Origin of the sequence: Methanobacterium sp. (assembly GCF_038562635.1) — an archaeon.
In the GTDB taxonomy this organism is placed as follows: Archaea; Methanobacteriota; Methanobacteria; order Methanobacteriales; family Methanobacteriaceae; genus Methanobacterium_D.
Window position 1 is genome coordinate 1 of record NZ_JBCFBO010000002.1, and the last position, 18,308, is coordinate 18,308.

Annotated in this window: 10 protein-coding genes; 7 read left to right on the plus strand and 3 right to left on the minus strand. The window is 29.5% G+C overall.

Annotation, left to right across the window (positions count from 1 at the left end):
- The 7 genes from AAGU07_RS12135 to AAGU07_RS12165 form a co-directional block, all read left to right on the plus strand.
- Positions 1 to 2,232: CDP-glycerol glycerophosphotransferase family protein (locus AAGU07_RS12135; RefSeq protein ID WP_342459378.1), on the plus strand; the 2,232-nt coding region annotated here is incomplete at its 5' end.
- 631 nt (positions 2,233 to 2,863) lie between these two features.
- Positions 2,864 to 5,104 carry a right-handed parallel beta-helix repeat-containing protein gene (locus AAGU07_RS12140; protein ID WP_342459379.1) on the plus strand — a complete coding sequence of 747 codons (2,241 nt, stop codon included), beginning with the start codon at positions 2,864 to 2,866 and terminating at the stop codon, positions 5,102 to 5,104.
- Positions 5,105 to 5,698: 594 nt separating this feature from the next.
- Positions 5,699 to 7,870: a bifunctional glycosyltransferase family 2 protein/CDP-glycerol:glycerophosphate glycerophosphotransferase gene (locus AAGU07_RS12145; protein WP_342459380.1), complete on the plus strand. Its 2,172-nt coding sequence runs from the start codon at positions 5,699 to 5,701 to the stop codon at positions 7,868 to 7,870.
- A gap of 29 nt (positions 7,871 to 7,899) precedes the next feature.
- Positions 7,900 to 9,135, plus strand: a complete 1,236-nt coding sequence (locus tag AAGU07_RS12150; protein ID WP_342459381.1) for a CDP-glycerol glycerophosphotransferase family protein — start codon at positions 7,900 to 7,902, stop codon at positions 9,133 to 9,135.
- A 74-nt stretch (positions 9,136 to 9,209) separates the two neighbouring features.
- Positions 9,210 to 10,361 (plus strand): CDP-glycerol glycerophosphotransferase family protein, encoded by a 1,152-nt coding sequence (locus AAGU07_RS12155; RefSeq protein WP_342459382.1) that lies wholly within the window; start codon positions 9,210 to 9,212, stop codon positions 10,359 to 10,361.
- A 21-nt stretch (positions 10,362 to 10,382) separates the two neighbouring features.
- Positions 10,383 to 11,543: a CDP-glycerol glycerophosphotransferase family protein gene (locus tag AAGU07_RS12160; RefSeq protein ID WP_342459383.1), complete on the plus strand. Its 1,161-nt coding sequence runs from the start codon at positions 10,383 to 10,385 to the stop codon at positions 11,541 to 11,543.
- Between the two features lie 611 nt (positions 11,544 to 12,154).
- Positions 12,155 to 14,506 (plus strand): XcbB/CpsF family capsular polysaccharide biosynthesis protein, encoded by a 2,352-nt coding sequence (locus AAGU07_RS12165; RefSeq protein ID WP_342459384.1) that lies wholly within the window; start codon positions 12,155 to 12,157, stop codon positions 14,504 to 14,506.
- A 279-nt stretch (positions 14,507 to 14,785) separates the two neighbouring features.
- Here AAGU07_RS12165 and AAGU07_RS12170 read toward each other — a convergent pair whose 3' ends face one another.
- The 3 genes from AAGU07_RS12170 to AAGU07_RS12180 all read right to left on the minus strand — a co-directional run bounded on the left by AAGU07_RS12170 (position 14,786) and on the right by AAGU07_RS12180 (position 17,739).
- Positions 14,786 to 15,517: an ABC transporter ATP-binding protein gene (locus AAGU07_RS12170; RefSeq protein ID WP_342459385.1), complete on the minus strand. Its 732-nt coding sequence runs from the start codon at positions 15,515 to 15,517 to the stop codon at positions 14,786 to 14,788.
- Between the two features lie 31 nt (positions 15,518 to 15,548).
- A complete protein-coding gene (locus AAGU07_RS12175) occupies positions 15,549 to 17,021 on the minus strand; it encodes an ABC transporter permease (RefSeq protein ID WP_342459386.1) in 1,473 nt (490 codons plus the stop codon).
- A 340-nt stretch (positions 17,022 to 17,361) separates the two neighbouring features.
- Entirely contained in the window at positions 17,362 to 17,739 is a 378-nt protein-coding gene (locus tag AAGU07_RS12180) for a hypothetical protein (RefSeq protein ID WP_342459387.1), read from the minus strand.
- Positions 17,740 to 18,308 lie beyond the last annotated feature (569 nt).

Genomic DNA, 18,308 nt, shown 5'->3' on the forward strand with positions numbered 1-18,308 from the left:
AATATAAAAATTGATTTAAATGACCCTAAATTTCTAAAACTAGGATCTGGTAAATATAAACTTATAATAAACCTTCAAATGCCAGGAATAAACAGGGACATAATTTTAGGAAGCCCAAATAAAAAACCAAAACTAAAACCTTACTTAACTCATTACAACAATATAATATTTGAATATAATGCTAAAGGGGATTTATGCCTTTTTGTAACAGAACAACATTTGGGAATTAACAATTCTTATTTTAAGAATGATGATTTATATTTTGAGGGATGGGTCGATGATGAAAAATTAACCCATGAATTTAGGATCGATGCAATAGAAACTGAATCAATGACCAACAAAAATATAAAAATTCCAATTACCCTCAAAAACTGTGACATCAAATTAAATAGATTAATACTTGATAAATTTCCAAATGCAAAGTGTTTCACTTCTATTATTTCTGATGATCTAATAAATAATTTAAAAATAGGTGAATGGTCCTTAAATTATTATAGAAATAATCAAAAAGAGGAGTTAAATGGAAATATTTATCAAAAAAAGATTTTTGGCAATAATCTAATTGAATTAAATAATTCAACGTCAGAAGGAGTCATAATAACAAAATATCGTGCTGAAACCTATTTAAATTCATTAAATTGGGAAAATGATAATTTAAAACTCTCCATATATTTAAATAAAAATAGTTTAGGCGAAGATCAAGAGATATTAAATTCTAAATTAAGGGGTGTTTCCAAAAAACAGGGTTTTATTATTTCTGTTAAAGAAGAAAACATTGAAGAAAATGAGAATATTTTAAAGAACACATTTATCATTAAAACTAAAGATGAAATGAACAACAACTTATTCATTAGTGATACATGGGAATTTTATGTAGATTATACTGTTAAATCTGGCACTATATCTCATAAAATACAGATAATCTATGATAAAACTTTTGAAAATAAGCAGTTTAAAACTCATAAGTACAGAATTATCAATTCTAATGGTTATTTAAGTTTAAATGTGAGTTTAACTTGGTCAAGAAAAGAAAATACCACAAGAAAAAGAGAAGCCTTAGAAAGATATTTCTATCCATTAATGAGGCTTTTACCAATAAATAAAAAAAGAATAATATTTGAGTCTTACTGGACTAACAAATACAGTTGTAACCCCCGCTATCTGTACGAATATATAGATAAAAATTATCCGGAATACGACTGTATCTGGGTATTTTTCGATGAAAGTGTTAAAATTAATGGAAATGGAAAGAAAGTACGTTTTAGATCCTTAAAATACTTTTACTACATGGCCACTGCTAAATACTTTGTAAACAACGTTAATTTCCCAGACTTTTATAAAAAAAGGAGCGGTGTAGTTGAAATTCAAACCATGCATGGAACACCACTTAAAACACTGGGAATAGATGTGCCTGATGACTTTAAAACAAAAGAAAGTTTAAATAGATATATAAACCGGTGCAACAGATGGGACTATATTACTGTATCCAGTGATAAAGTAGCAGATATTGCCAAACGCTGTTTTATGTTTAAAAAAGAGTTTTTAAAGTCAGGTTATCCTCGTATAGATGAAATATTTGCATTGAATACTCCTAAATCCATAAATAAAATTAAAAAAGAATTAAACATTCCTGAAGACATAAAAATTGTTTTATATGCTCCAACATGGCGTGTGAAAAACAAATTTGACTTAATGTTAAACCTTAAAAAGATGAAAGAAAAATTAGGAGACGAATACGTCCTACTCTTAAGAGCACATCCACTATCAGCTAAAGGGTTAAAAAGGGAATTGTTGAATGATTTTGCAGTAGATGTAACTGGATATAGCAGTATAGAAGAGTTGTATGTTATATCCGATGTCATGATAACTGATTATTCCTCTGCTATGTTCGATTATGGAGTTTTAGACAAGCCTATGATATTTTTTGCTTACGATTTGGAGTTATATAAAAACAATTTACGCGGATTTTATCTAGACTTTGAACAAGAAGTACCTGGACCAATAGTATCCACTTCAGATGAGGTTATTGAGGAATTACTAAAATTGGATTCCATCAAATCCAGGTACAAAGACAAAATAAATGCTTTCCATAAAAACTACTGCCAGTACGAGAATGGTGATGCATGTAAGAGTATTTTTAACGATGTTTTTAACAAAAATAATCCACAATATAAAGAAGAAAATCCATTTAAAAATATTTTTAGCAGAATTTTTAAAAGACATGTTAATTAAAAATTAGATATGTTTGAATTAGAACCTGCAGATAATGAGAGAATATTTAACAAATTTACAGCAAAAATATTTACTATAAAAGAGGATATAGCTACTGGATTCACTATTTCACAAATATGTGAGGTAATTATCTTTTTGGAAAATTAGTTTTTATAATTTAGCCAGTTGCTGCCAAATAAGATTTTATTCTTAACGGCATAATATCCTATTTTTTGTTTTATTATGTGTTTTTATCACCCTATTGATCTTTACTGCATTTACACCATTTATATCAACGAAATCCAATTTAAGCGTCAGTTCATAAATGCAATGTTTTATGGAATACTTTTAGCAAACTAATGGAACCAGTGTTTAAGTTTTATTACTGGATTTAATGGTAATTATATTAAACAGTACATTTTCATCATAATATTTGAATTAAAGTAGATAAAATAAAAATACATTACTACTCTATTTTATATTCATTTAATTTGCTTTAGTAATATTTTTTCATACTAATTAATTCATTAAGATTTAACTTTCAAAAATAAAAAATAGCAAATGATATATAAAATAAAACAGTATCCATATGTGTATGAAAAAGATAATCCTCGTTTTTTTATTTTGTAGCATAGCTTTTGCAGCGTTATCAATGACTAACACAGTTTCTGCTTCTTCTACAATTATTTATGTAAATAGTTCGCATGGAAGTGATTCATGGGACGGTCTTTCCTGGAGAACAGCAAAATTCAGTATTAAAAATGCAACAGGGACGGTATCAAACGGTGGAGCAATTAAAATTGCAAATGGGGTTTACACAGGGACAAAAAATACGGGCATCATTATTAACAAGGATATAACCTTCACTGGTCAAAGCAAAACGAGTACTATAATAAACGGAACCAATAGAGCTGAAATATTCCAGATTATAGCAGGTAAAACTGTAACATTTCATAATTTAACATTTGCAAATGGAAATACAACGTATGGCGGTGCTATTGCAAATAGCGGTAATTTAATTCTTGATAATTGTAATTTTAAAAATAACTATGCAACTAGTGGCGGAGCTATTTATACTGTAGGTAACTTGACTGTTAGCAGCAGTACATTTACAAGTAACCATGCATCTTATGGCGGCGCTGTCTACGGTAAGTACGGATCTTTGACTTTTATTAAAAGTATTTTTACAAGTAACAGTGCAACTTGCGGGGGTTCAATTTATAATATGGGTAGTTTGGGTGTTAGCGGCAGTACCTTTACAAGCAACTATGCAACTTATGGAGGTAATGTCTACAGTACAAGCAGTTCAACCTTTAATAGCAGTAATTTCAAGGGTAACCATGCAACTAGTGGTGGTATGATCTTTAGTACGGGTAGTTTGGGTGTTAGCGGCAGTACCTTTACAAGCAACTATGCAACTTATGGAGGTAATGTCTACAGTACAAGCAGTTCAACCTTTAATAGCAGTAATTTCAAGGGTAACCATGCAACTAGTGGTGGTATGATCTTTAGTACGGGTAGTTTGGGTGTTAGCGGCAGTACCTTTACAAGCAACTATGCAACTTATGGAGGTGCTGTCTATATTAACAATAGTTTGAGTATTAATGATAGTATTTTTACAAGTAATCATGCATCTTATGCAGGAGCTATTCTTAATTATGGCAGATCTTTGACATCTATTAAAACTACCTTTACAAATAACAGTGCTTCTAATGCAGGAACTATTCTTAGTTACGGCGGATCCTTAACTTTTATTAAAACAGCTTTTACAAATAACAGAGCAACTGTTGATGATGGCGGCGCCATATTTAATAAAATAGGCGGACGTCTAACTATAACTGACAGTACATTCACGAATAATACTGCTGGTGATGGAGGCGGTGCGATCCACAATTATGGTACTTTAAAGGTAACAAACAGTACTTTCACAAAAAATAAAGCAGATCACGGCGGCAGTATTGACGATGTTACTGAAGGTACTGAAGTCTACACTTCGACTTTTATCAGTAGCAAGTTCTATAATAACTCTGCAACCGGTGTGGGTGGTGTTATACTTTCTTACGTTACTTTGATCATTAGTGGCAGTATTTTTACAGGTAACCATGCAAATTATGGGGGTAACATTTACGAAAACGGTAAATTGACTGTCAGTAACAGTACTTTTACAAGTAACAGGGCAGATAAAAGTGGAAGTGTTATCTTCAATAATGGTAAATCATTGACTATTAGTAACAGTACTTTTACAAGTAACCATGCGGCTTATGGAGGTACTATTTACAGTACAGGTAGTTTAAGTATTAATAACAGTATTTTCATGGGTAACAGTGCAAATTATGGTGGAGCTATTTTCAATAAAGTAACCTTAACTGTAATTGGCAGCACATTTACTGGTAATTCTGCATCGTATGGTGGTGCTATCTGCAATAGCAACGGTACTTTAACTGCTCACTTTAATAGGTTTGTTAGAAACACTGCGACAAGTAAAGGTAAAGATATCCTCAGTTCAAGCGGCACAGTTAATGCCAATTACAACTGGTGGGGCTTAAATAGTGGCCCTGCTACAGGAAGTATAATCGGTTGCACTCCTACAACATGGTTAGTACTCCGCGTTGCGTCTTCTCCAAGCTCAATTAATAATCTCACAACATCTACAATAACTATAAATTTAATGCATGATAACAAAGGTGTTTACCATAATCCTTCTTCAGGGCATGTTCCAAATGGCATTCCTGTGAGTTTTACTACCAGTTTAGGAAGTATAAAAAGTCAATTATCTACAATTAATGGAACTGCCACGAATAATTTAAGTAGTGGAACTGTTAACGGAACTGCACGTGTTACCGTAACGGTGGACAGTCAAAAAGTACAGACTTCAGTCACTGTTAATAAATAAGTAGTATTTTTCTTTATTTTTTTGTTGTAAACAACTATCAAAGGTTAAATATCGTTCCAAACGGTTCTTTAGTTTTGAAAGTTGAGTCAATGTTTGAAAAATTAAAATATGACATTTACACAAATAATGAATTCTAAAAAAGTTTTTAAAGATAATTATACGACTTTTAATAAAAATGAATTGTTTAAAATTAAGATTAAACTTTGAATTTTGGTTATAAATTCATAAAATATTATAAATCATTTTCAATTAGTTTTATGAAGTAAATATTAATTTTTAATAAACAGCACTGTTTATTCAATTAGCATTTAAATTTATTTAACTAATGATCATCTAAAAAGAATCTAAATGTCATGAATCCATTATAAAAATACAATACTAAAATGCATGAAGTATCTACTAAATAGTTTAATATTAAGTAATGAAATATATCGCCCAAATAATTATATAATGATAACTTAAGGATAAAATAAATAAGAGGAATAGTTGAATATCATCATATTCAATCAGAGTTTTTAAGTACGTTAAAAAACATTATCCGATATTTATTAGAAAATTAAAATGTATAACACTTTTAATAACTATGGTGATTTTATGGTCTTTACAAGTATAATTATACCATTTAACAAAGGTAAAAAATATCTTAAAGAATGCCTTGAAAGTTTGTGTAATCAAAAAATAGAAAATTATGAAGTTATTTTAATTTTTAACGGTGCGGATGAAAATGTAGAAGATATTATCACCACTTATCAGACAAAATTGCCTTTAAAAATAAAACGCTTTGAAGAAGAAATTGGAGTTAGTAAAGCTCGTAATGAAGGAATAAGGACATCTAACGGAGAATATGTGTATTTTTTAGATAGTGATGATTATTTATTTCCCCTTTCTCTTGATAAATTAGTTGCTGTAGCAAAAAATAGTAATGCAGATGTTATAAGCGGGAGAAAAATTGATACTTTTTATAATCTTGAAAGATTTTATGATAGTTATTCCCAAGATGATTTTGATAATGAATGTAAAATTTCTGCCAGGGATTGTTCAATTAACAGCATGATTCCTCCCAGTGGCGATATTTCAAATATATCAGCTTTACATGTTTTAATAAAAAAAACAGTGCTAAAAAATGATATATTCTTTGATGAAAGTTTAAGATATTTCTCTGATGTTCCCTTTATTTTTCAAGTTATTGAAAATTCAAAAACTTTTAAACATGTTGAAAATGCAATTTACGCTAAAAGAGAAAGGGATGATCCAATTCAATTACCTTCCTTAGATCAAGAGGATCCTGAAAATAATCCTTTGCATCATGCAGAAGTGTATACTAAATCTTTAAGTTTTATTGATTCTGAGGAAAAGTTAAAGATAAGACTTGATAGAAAAATGGTATATTATTATTTAGAAGATTTTTCACCAAAATTTCACAGGGACCCTGAAAATCAGTTAATTAGCGAACATTTTAAAAAATTAGCTGAAATTTCAACCAATTTCCATCCAAAATCCATTAGATGGTATCAAAAACCTGAAATCAGATCATTACAAAAAGATGATCTTAAGGGCGCAAAAAAATATTTAAAGCTTAGATTAAGTTTTAGAAAGATCAAATTACTTATTAAATCACCTTCCAAAGTAGATATAGCCATTTATATCAATATATTCAATAAGCTAAAAATAAAAGAGAATATGATCCTTTTTGAGAGTTTTAGAGGAGATTATTACAGTGATAGCCCTAAATATCTTTATGAATACCTGTATAACAACTATAAAGACAATTTTAGATTCATCTGGGTTATAAATGATAAAAATAAAAAGATACCAGGTTCTCCCAAACTGGTTAAAAGACTTTCACTTTCCTATTATTATTATATAGCCCGCTCAAAATATTGGGTAATTAATCTCAGACAGCTGAGAAGGCTACGTAAAAGAAAAGGACAAGTAATATTATCTACATGGCATGGGACTCCCCTTAAAAAGTTAGGACTGGATATTGATGAAATCTATTCCGCTACACCTCAAGTTAAGAAACATTATGTAAGTGATGCAAGTAAATGGGATTATTTAATATCTGCCAATGAATACTCCACCAAAATATTAAAGAGAGCTTTTAAGTATACTGGGGAAATTTTAGAGTACGGTTATCCCCGTAATGATATATTATACACTAAAAATAAAGAACATTCAATAAAAATTAAGAAAGACCTAGGGATACCTTTAGATAAAAAAGTAATTCTCTATGCCCCTACATGGAGAGATGATGAATATTATGAGCAGGGACAGTACAAATTTAATCTAAAATTAGAATTAGACAAGATTCAAAAAGAATTGAGCGAAGAATACGTTATTCTAGTGAGAACCCATTATTTTATAGCAGATAATCTGGACCTATCAAGATTTAACAAATTTGCTTACAATGTTTCTTATTACGATGACATTGCAGAACTTTATCTGATATCAGACATATTAATAACCGATTATTCATCAGTATTTTTTGATTTCGCTAATTTAAAAAGACCTATACTCTTTTATACATATGATCTTAAAAAATATTCATCTGTTTTAAGGGGATTTTATATAGATATAGAAAAAGAGGTTCCAGGACCACTGTTATTTACAACCGAAGAAGTAATTGATAATATTAAAAATATTGATAGAATTTCTGAAGAGTATAAAGAAAAATATGATGCATTCTATAATAAATTTTGTTACCTGGACGATGGTTATTCAAGTAAGAGGATATGTGAAAAGGTATTTAAGGACCATCTTAACTAAGATGATAATTATTTTAACAAGGGACAACCATGATCAAAAATTTCATTAAAAAATATTTAATTTTACCAGGATATGCTTTTTTCAGAAAATTACCTGCAAATAACGATTTAATCATCTTTGAGAGCAATATGGGGCGCAATTACAGTGGAAATCCTAGACACATTTATGAAGAAATGGTTAAACAGGGATTAGACAAAAAATTGAAATGTGTATGGATACTGGAAGATGTAAATACTGAAATCCCAGGAAATACCTTAAAAATAAAGAGATCAAGAATAAAATATTACTATTACATGGCAAGGGCTAAAATATGGGTGTTTGATACACGAGATCCTCCCCATATCCAAAAAAGGGAACAATGTTATTATATACAAACCTGGCACGGCACTCCCCTTAAAAAACTGGGGTTAGATATGGATGATGTTTTTATGGCAGGTAGAGAAGATATAGAAACTTATAAACGTAATATTTATCAGGATTCCAGGAAATGGGATTTTCTTCTCTCCCAAAATGAATTCTCAACAGAGATATTTAAAAGTGCATTTGCATTTTCTAAAAAATTTTCCCCTTGCAAAGAGATATGGACTTACGGCTATCCTAGAAACGACATTTTAGTTAACAGTAACAATAAAAAGTATATAAATAAACTAAAAGACGATTTAGGTATTCCTAAAAACAAAAAAGTACTTTTATATGCCCCTACATGGAGGGATAATGAATTTCACAGAAGAAGCATATATAAATTCGCCACAGCTATGGATTTTGATCTTCTGAAAGAAAAATTATCCAAGGATTATATTATAATAGTTAAATATCATTATCTTGTTATGGAAAATATCGATTGGTCAGATTATAAAGATTTTGTCTACATATTTGGAGCAGGCCAGGATATAGCAGATCTATATCTGGTTTCAGACATGTTAATTACAGATTATTCCTCAGTGATGTTTGATTACAGTATATTAAACAGGCCAATGTTCTTTTTTATGTATGATTTAGAATCATACCGTGATAAACTCAGGGGATTCTATTCCAATGTAGTTGAAGAGATCCCTGGGCCCATTTCAAAAACTACTGAAGAACTAATCAATGATATAAAACAATACGATCCCAGTTTGTATAAAGATAAATATAATGCATTCCAAGATAAATATAACAAAAAAGACGATGGTAAATCATCCGAAAGAATAATCCGTCGCATTTTAGAACTCAGAAATACTGATAAAGTAGCCGCTCAAAAACAGCTGGAAAAAGAATACAATTAAAATTACCATTATAAAAACTAATATCAGAGGCTAACATGAACATTAGACAGATAATTAAAAAATTAGTGATATTAATGTATCACATTTTTCTAAAGCTTTTACCTGTAAATAACAGTGTAATATTCTTTGAAAGCAGCGTTGGCCGAAATTATTCCAGCAATCCAAAATATGTCTATGAAGAAATGGTAAAGCAGGGATTAGATAAAAAATTTAAGTGTATATGGTCTTTAGAAAATACTGATTTAGAAATTCCAGGAAATGCTAAAAAGATTAAAAGAGCAGGATTATTTTACCTATATTATTTAGCAGTAGCTAAAATATGGGCATGTGACACAAGACTACCTGCATTTTTAGTTAAAAGGCCAGAAACCACATACATCCAGCTGTGGCATGGGACTCCATTAAAGAAATTAGCTATGGACATGGATATTTTGAGTATGAGTGAGAAAATGGAGCTGTCAGAATATAAAAAGTTGTTTAAGGAAAATACTGAAACCTGGGATTATTTAATCTCTCAAAGTGATTATACAACGCAGCGATTCAAGTCATGTTTTGATTTTAAAAAGGAAATATTATCCACTGGTTTTCCTAGAAATGATATACTCTTTAAAAAAAATGATACAAAATCAATAGAATCTATTAAAAAGAAGTACAATATACCTCTAAACAAAAAGGTCATTTTATATGCACCTACATGGCGAGATGATGAGTTCCATAAAAATGGGATATATAAGTTTTCCACACAGATAAATTTTGACTTATTAAAAAAAGAATTGGGCGATACCCATATAATACTGGTTAAGTTACATTATTTAGTGAAGGACCCAGTAGATTGGAGTAACTATGAAGGATTTGTCTATAAATGTGATCATCTCCAGGATATACAGGAGCTGTACTTGATTTCTGATATTTTAGTAACAGACTACTCCTCAGTAATTTTTGATTATGCACTACTTAAAAGGCCCATGATCATTTACGCCTATGACTACCAAAAATATAAAAATGATTTAAGGGGATTTTACTTCAACATATTTGAAGAATTCCCTGGCCCAGTTGTAAAAAATAACATTGATTTAGTTGATTCAATTAAAAACTATGACTGTAATTGCTACAGCGGAAAATATAGAGAATTTCTGAATAAATTCACGAGTTTTGATAAGGGAAATGCTTCTTCAAAAATTGTTGATCTGATCCTGGAAAAAACGCATTGTTCAAATAACAGCTGAAATTAGATAAGAGGAATAACAATGAACAAATTAGCTTTTTTCAAACGCACATCATATCATATAATGGCTATATTCTTTTATCTCAGCTATCTATTTCCCATAAACAAAAAAAAGATACTTCTCATTATGACCCATGATAATACTAATGAAGGAAATGTAGGGTCAACCTACCACTACTTCCAAAAACAGGACCCCACATTAATATTTAAAGAAGTTACTCGAGATAATTACACATTTAAATCTGATAAAAACCTGTTTAAGAATTTAATTTACATGTTCATATCTGTACCTTACCACATGGCCACTTCCAGAACTATATTCATGGATAATGTGTTTCTACCATTTTCTGCTGTAAAAATCAAAAAAAATACCCAGTTAGTGCAGTTATGGCATGGTACAGGTGCTATAAAGAAATTTGGCCTTGATTGTGAGGAAAAGTGGATCAAAAAGCTAGCAGTAACTACCAATAAAAATACCACTCACTTTATTGTAGGATCCAGTTGGATGAAAAAGATATATAAAACTGCTTTTGAAGCGGAAGATAATAAAATATTCAACATAGGATGCTCTCGAACAGATATCTTCTTTAATAAAGCTGCTCTTCAAGAAAAAAGAGATGAATTTTTCAGCAGCTATCCAGAATTATCTGGCAAAAAAATAGTACTCTATGCGCCTACATTCAGGGATGAAGAGTATAACACAAGTGAAATTAAGATTCATCTGGATATTGATAAATTAATGTCTAATTTAGATGATAATTATGTTTTAGGCCTTAGGCTCCATCCACGTATAGCAGATAAGATTAATATAAGTGAATATTCTACCCACTATCAGGATAGCATCTTTGATTTTTCGGGTTACAACAAATTGAACACACTTTTAATCTGCTGTGATATCTTAATAACAGACTATTCTTCCATAATTTATGAATACGCTCTAATGAAAAAACCAATGATATTTTACAGTTATGACCTATCTAAATTTGAAAAATCAAGTAGAGGTTTCTACGAAGACTATAAAACAGCTGTTCCAGGACCTGTTGTTTTCAAGACAGAACAAATAGGAGATATAATTAAGGATTACCCTGCAGATGAATATAATATAGATAAATTCTTAGATATTTACCTGGAAAATTGCGATGGGAATTCAAGAAAGAGATTATATGATTTGTTGATGGCATAATCCATACATTGTTTAATATTTGAAAGTATTACCAAAATATATGGGGCAAGTGTTAAAAATGGAAATATAGACAATTTATAGATTTTCGATTTTAGTTGTCTTAATTTATAAAAAGATCATATTATAATGCGAATATTTTACAGAAATAGTAGAAATATAATATTCTAGAGTTTTTATGTACTGAAAATAGTGCAACATAATTGAAGGGTAGAATTTATGTCGTTAATAAATATTGAAATAATAAGAAGTTGTGTTTCTAGAGATAATTTCAATTCAATGTTCAATGCTAGATATACTTGATTATTTAATTGTAAACTAAGCATTAACCATATAACAATCCATATCATCGTTTTAGAAAGTTAATTAGAACCATCACCTAATGTCTTAAAAAAGTACATCATGTTAAAATACATTATGAATATATAAATGTTTCCAATTTATGAAAAAAGTCTGCTGATCTTGGGACTAAAATTCTCACGATGAATATAATTAGTCAAGTTTGTTTGGGGATTTCAAGATGAGCAATTTTAATAATAAGTTTATTAAATATGATTCATGCAAAGCAAGTGAGAAGTTAGCAAAAGTTATTTTTACGAAAAAGGAGGGTAAACATGCAAAATAGTTTAAAAGTTGTTACAATTGGTAGTCCTGCTACACAATATATTTTTGATTCTCGAACAAATCCCATTTTTGATGAACAGCTTTTTGAACATATATTACATATCGATTATATGTCCATGATGAGTTTCCAAAATAATGAAAAATCAGATATTCCATCCAATTATGCACGACTACATGATTCAAGAAATGTGATAAACCAAATTTTGGAGTTGTTGCCGGATATTGTGGTCATTGATTTTTTTGCAGATGTTTATTTTGGTGCGGTTAAATTAGATAACGGAGACTACATTACAAATAATACATGGGCATTCCAAGATGAATTTAAAGGCTCAGAAATATTTTTTCCGAATGAGTCCGATTATCCTTTGTGGAAAAGTCATTTCACCTCATTTTTGAATCAATTAAAGATAGTAAAAGAAGATAATTATCAGTTGTGGAAAAGTCATTTCACCTCATTTTTGAATCAATTAAAGCTGGTAAAAGAAGATATTCAAATTATTGTGAATGGGGCTAGATTTCCAAAATATGCAATTAATGCTGGAAAAAAAGTGAATAAATTTCCTAAAAAGTTTAGCTGGCAATCAAAAGTTGATAATTTTAATCAATCTTGGGAAAAGTTAGATAAATTTGCTTCAACATTAGTGCCCGTTTTAAGTTTTGATTTCGAAGAGTCGTTTGCAGACTTGGAAAACCCAATTAAACAGTGGTGGTTTTACTATAATGACAATTATTACCAAGATGCTTTTATTCAGCTAGAAGATGTCATTCGACAAAAAATGGGGGAACAACTGATGCCTAAATTTAAGACCCGAATGGAACTTTCTTTGGAGGAGAATTGGGATGAAATCCGTGATGTCGATGAGATTTTAGTTTCATATAATGCAGATACGAGGAATATTTTGTCAACAAGAAGAGACGACTTTTCGCGAAATCATATTCAGAAATTAGCTGCATTAGGTTATATTTTACATGGTTCTTACGCAAAGAATGCTCGTTTTATTAAACGAAGGCAATTTTCCACGAATAGATTGAGTCAATATAAAGATGTGTTTTATGATATTGAGTGCCCTGAAAAGAAGCGCCAAACATCCAAACCAAACAAATTATTGATTTCTTTCTTAACATTACCTCCTAAAAGTGATATGGAGAGTAATGATGCTTTAAGAAGATATTATTACTATTCTCATTTTAAAACACTACATAAAAGTATTTGTAAAGACACTATTATCGTGAGGGTGGCGGATGCTAACCTTATTATGGGTTCATTTTATATTAATACACCTCATTTCCCGGACTATGAAGAACAAATACAAGAGCTTATTATGTATTTGATGAAAAAATACGATGTTGTTTCGGAAAATGTAGTATTATATGGAGTTTCCCGTGGAGGTGTCGGTGCTTTAGTTCATAGTGCACTGGGAAATTACAAAGGTTTAGCAGTTGATCCAGTTGTCAATGGTACATGGCATTTTGAAAACTGGAAGGATCCCCATTTTGCTGAAGGGGTTCGTGAGATTGATTTGGTACCTAAAATTAATCGATATCTTTTAAATAGTGAGTCTAACATTTATGTTTTGGGTAATCAGTTCATAGATGTTACATGGCCTGAACTTTTACGTCTTAATCAAGAAAAAATTAATTTGATGGATATGAATGATGAAACTGTAAAGGAACATCATCATTTAAGTCCGAACATTGTTCCTGAGCAACTAATGTATTTGAACATGTTATTGAATAACTTGCCTATCATTAGTGATTTCTCCGATATGCAAGAAAAATATTATACAAACTTAATGAAGCAAGATACGGCTTGTTTGAATTTAATTGATAATGCTAATTTTAAAATGGGAAACATTGGCTGGTCATATTGGCATAGTAACTTTCATATAGTTGATAATAAAGTTGTAATTAATAATAAATACCTTGAACAAGAAGGATATAATTCAATATTATCTAATCCGATTAAAATAAAAAAGGGGGATATATATAGCTTATCTTTTAGAGTGTATATAGATAGCTCAGTTGAATTTGACAGTTATAAAACGATTTTCACACTGAGGATATTCAATCACCCTACAAAGATTTCCCAAAAAGATGCAGTGTGGTTTAAAAATTTTAAGTATTTTGATTATACAACTGAAAATGTTCAGAATGAATGGATAACTGTTAACTACTCATTCACTGCTCTAAATGATGGATTTTTAAAGGTAGGGCCATTTATTGCTAAAAATGGTCATGTCATATGGAAAGATATTTATTTAACAAATGGATTAATTAATAATTCAAGTTGGAGTCCTTCCCATAAGGACATAATTAGTAAACAGTACGAATATTGCAAATAATAGTAACTGGAAATGTGTTTGACTATTATAATTTATTCATTTTTTGAGAAGTAGTTATAGATAATTTGGCCGATATTATTTGGTGTTTTGGCATTTGTAATAATTCCATTTGAAAACATTCAAAATGAAAGACAACCATAAGGCTTAAAACAAGTTTTTAACTTCTGTAACTGTTCTTACATATTTTGAGATGTTTCAAAGAAACTTAATATATGCTTGAGAATTCTCCAATTCACTCACAGTAATTGAATATGTACAAAAATACTCTATTTGTGTAAACTAACTCTTATCATACTTATCGCAAACTTCATTGGCGTTTCCTTGCATGACTAACTTTCCATTTTCAAGCCAAATAGCCTTGTTACACAGCCTTTTTACTTGATGTACTGAATGAGATACAAACAAAACAGTTATCCCTTTATCAAAAAGTGACATTATCCTTTCCTCACTTTTCTTTCTGAATTTTGCATCCCCAACAGATAAGACTTCATCTAACACAAGTATTTTAGGCTCTACCATTGTAGCAATTGAAAAACCTAATCTAGCTCTCATTCCAGATGAATAATTTTTAAGTGGAACATCGATGAATTTCCCAATCTCTGAAAACTCCACTATTTCATCAAATTTCTCTTCTAAAAATTCTTTTGTATATCCTAACATGGCACCGTTAAGGAATATATTTTCTCTTCCAGTGTAATTTTTATCAAATCCGGCCCCTAATTCCAATAAGGGTACAATTTTGCCATTTATCTCAACAGCGCCTTCTGTAGGTTTCATAACCCCTGAAATTATCTTGAGAAGTGTGCTTTTACCTGCACCATTTAGTCCAATTATTCCCACTCTATCTCCTTTTTTAACTTCAAAAGATATATCTTTAAGGGCCCAGAATTCCTGAAATAGAAGTTCTCTTTTTAAAAGTTTAATAAAATACTCTTTAAGGTTATCTACTTTTTCCTGACTTAAATTAAATTCCATTCCCACATTTTTAACTTTGATAACCGTTTTATCCAAATTATCACCTGATAACTGTAATTTATATCTATTATATATATAATATGAATTTATCCTGATATTTATAGAATACAACAATTCCAACGACAAGAAGCACTATGGCTGAAACTGCTGCATATAATAAAGTTGTAGGTTCAAATGCCCTCCCATACAAGAAGGAATCCCTGAATAATGATATAAAAGCATATACTGGATTCAGTTCAAAGAAAATTCGATAATTTTCCGGGACAATTTCAATTGGGTAAAATATTGCACTTCCATACATCAAAAGAGTTATGAAAACTCCATATAAATGTTCCATATCTCTGAAGAATACTGTTACTGTAGCAAGTATAAGACCAGCACCTATAGTAAACATAAGCAACAATACAATTGGTAAAATTGCAAATAATATGTATATAGTAAAAGGAGCATTTGTAGCGATCATTACCATGAAAAGGACTATAAGGGAAAGTGCAAATGTAACAAAGTTTGATAATACTGAACTTAAACTATACATATATTTTGGTATGTATACTTTCTTTATGATAGATGAGTTTCTTTTAATTGAATTCATGGCTGCCTTACTTCCTTGTGCATATAAATCAAATACTATTCTCCCTATCAATAGATAAACAGGAAAATTAGGTATATCTCGAGCAAAAAATACTGAGAATATTAGAGTTAACACTATCATAAATAGCAGCGGATTTAAAAAACTCCAGAATATCCCCAGTACAGATCTCCTGTATTTTATTTTAATATCCCTTTTTACAAGTTCCATGAGAAGAAATCTATATTTTAAAAAGTTAGCGAAAAAACGGTGCTTCAAAATAATACTATCCGTTTTAAATAGATAAGTTACCATTAAAAATATAATTAAAAATAAAATAACCAAAATTAATTGAATCCCGATTAAAGGGTACAAAATAACTCCAGATATAATAATCAACGATATAACCAGCAGTGATTTGAATTTAGGCAAATTATTTTCAGTATTTGTACAGTCATCATTAATCCAATTAGGTTTAGGTGAAATCATTCCTTCAGCATATTTTAGCCTGCCGCCGCACCGACATGCCTCAAAATCATCTATTTTTTCCCCTTCTCCAAGTTTATAATAACTTTCACAGCTTTCACAAACTATGTATCTATCTTCTTTTTTATTTGAAGATCTTATTCTCCGTATAAATGCGACTGCAATAAAAACATTGGTAAGGACCAGTGCAGTATTAATAAAAGTTCCGTTGTTAAAATCTAAAAATACGCCAAGTATTAATGCCAGTAAAAAAACAAGTATTATACTAACTAATATACTTACTAAAACAAATTTAACTTTACTAATATTATTTTTGGGAAATAGAGCAGTTAATAAAGAATATCCAAGTAAGAAAAATACGGCGATCTTAAGAAGCATCAATATTTCTGCATTGTTTAAGATTGGAATGTTAAACAGGAATATACTCAAAGTAGTGAAAATAACTACAATACCAATGTCAGTTTTAGATGTTTTTATTTCATTCATGTTTTACCTTTGAATATTCGATGTTTAACCAATGGATATAGAAACGGATTATTTTAATATAAATTCGTTCTATGTTAAATTAGTTTCAATTTGTAATGATGAGAAAAATACCTTGTTTAACTGTTAAAAACAGAATTCTAATTATATACATTTATACTAACTTGAATAATTATTCTATATAATATTTACTGATGAATTAATACTTTTACTCATAAATTAATTAACTTAAAAGTTTAAAATAAATTTGAATAATCTACAGCATTAATCATAATTAATAATCAAATCAAGTACTGCTACATTTCAGATTTTTAATTAAACTATTAGTTATAGCTTGATTTGATTATTGTAAAATCTCACCAGAATCATCCGTTCCAGCATCATCTTGGGAGTTCCTATCGTTACTATCTTGAGACGTTCCACCAGAATTACTTCTGTAATTACCGGAATTATACCTTGTACTGTCCCGTTGACTGTACTGATTACTACTTCTGTAGGTTTGGTCTTGAGAATATTGTGATGTTGCATTGCTACTCAATTTTTCAGTAGCATTTGTTTCATTACCATAATTTAAAGTTGAATTACTATCATTTAGACTCTTATTTAAACTAGTTTGGTTATTATTTCCATCAGGGAACGCTATTACATCGCTGAAATACAGTCCTATAGCTATAAAATTTATTAAAATAAATAATATAATTATTTTGTCCTGTATTTTCATATAAGTCAATTTCTCCAATTTAACATAAATAAACATCTATTTATTCATTTTATTTATTATTTACTATTTTAATATTTAACATAAGTTCTAAAATAGTTCATTTAGTGTTTATTTAAAAATTTAAATTATTTATAGCTTTCTTATTAAATGCAAATTTAATACATTAAAAATATGAATAAAATATAACTTTTAAATTTTTAAAAAACCCGCAGATAATCCAATGTTCGCCCCACAATCAACAATTACTTCAGGAATATTCTTGTAATCTAATTCATAATCTAATCTATAGAAAACCTGATAAAAAGTAGGTATATCAGAAGTATTATTTCTTAGATAAATTGGATGTTTAATTTCTTTTGAATCAAAACATATCACTTTATTTTTTTTCAGATATTAATTTTGAATAAAATAACGCCCCTTCTTTTCCAAATCTCTGTATATGAGGTATTATTTTATTATATTGAGGATAAAAATTAGTATAATACTCATCTTCATATAAATTTACCATAAATACTATCTGGAACTATTAATTTAATACATTAATCGTTGCTTTAAAAAGTTTGATTATA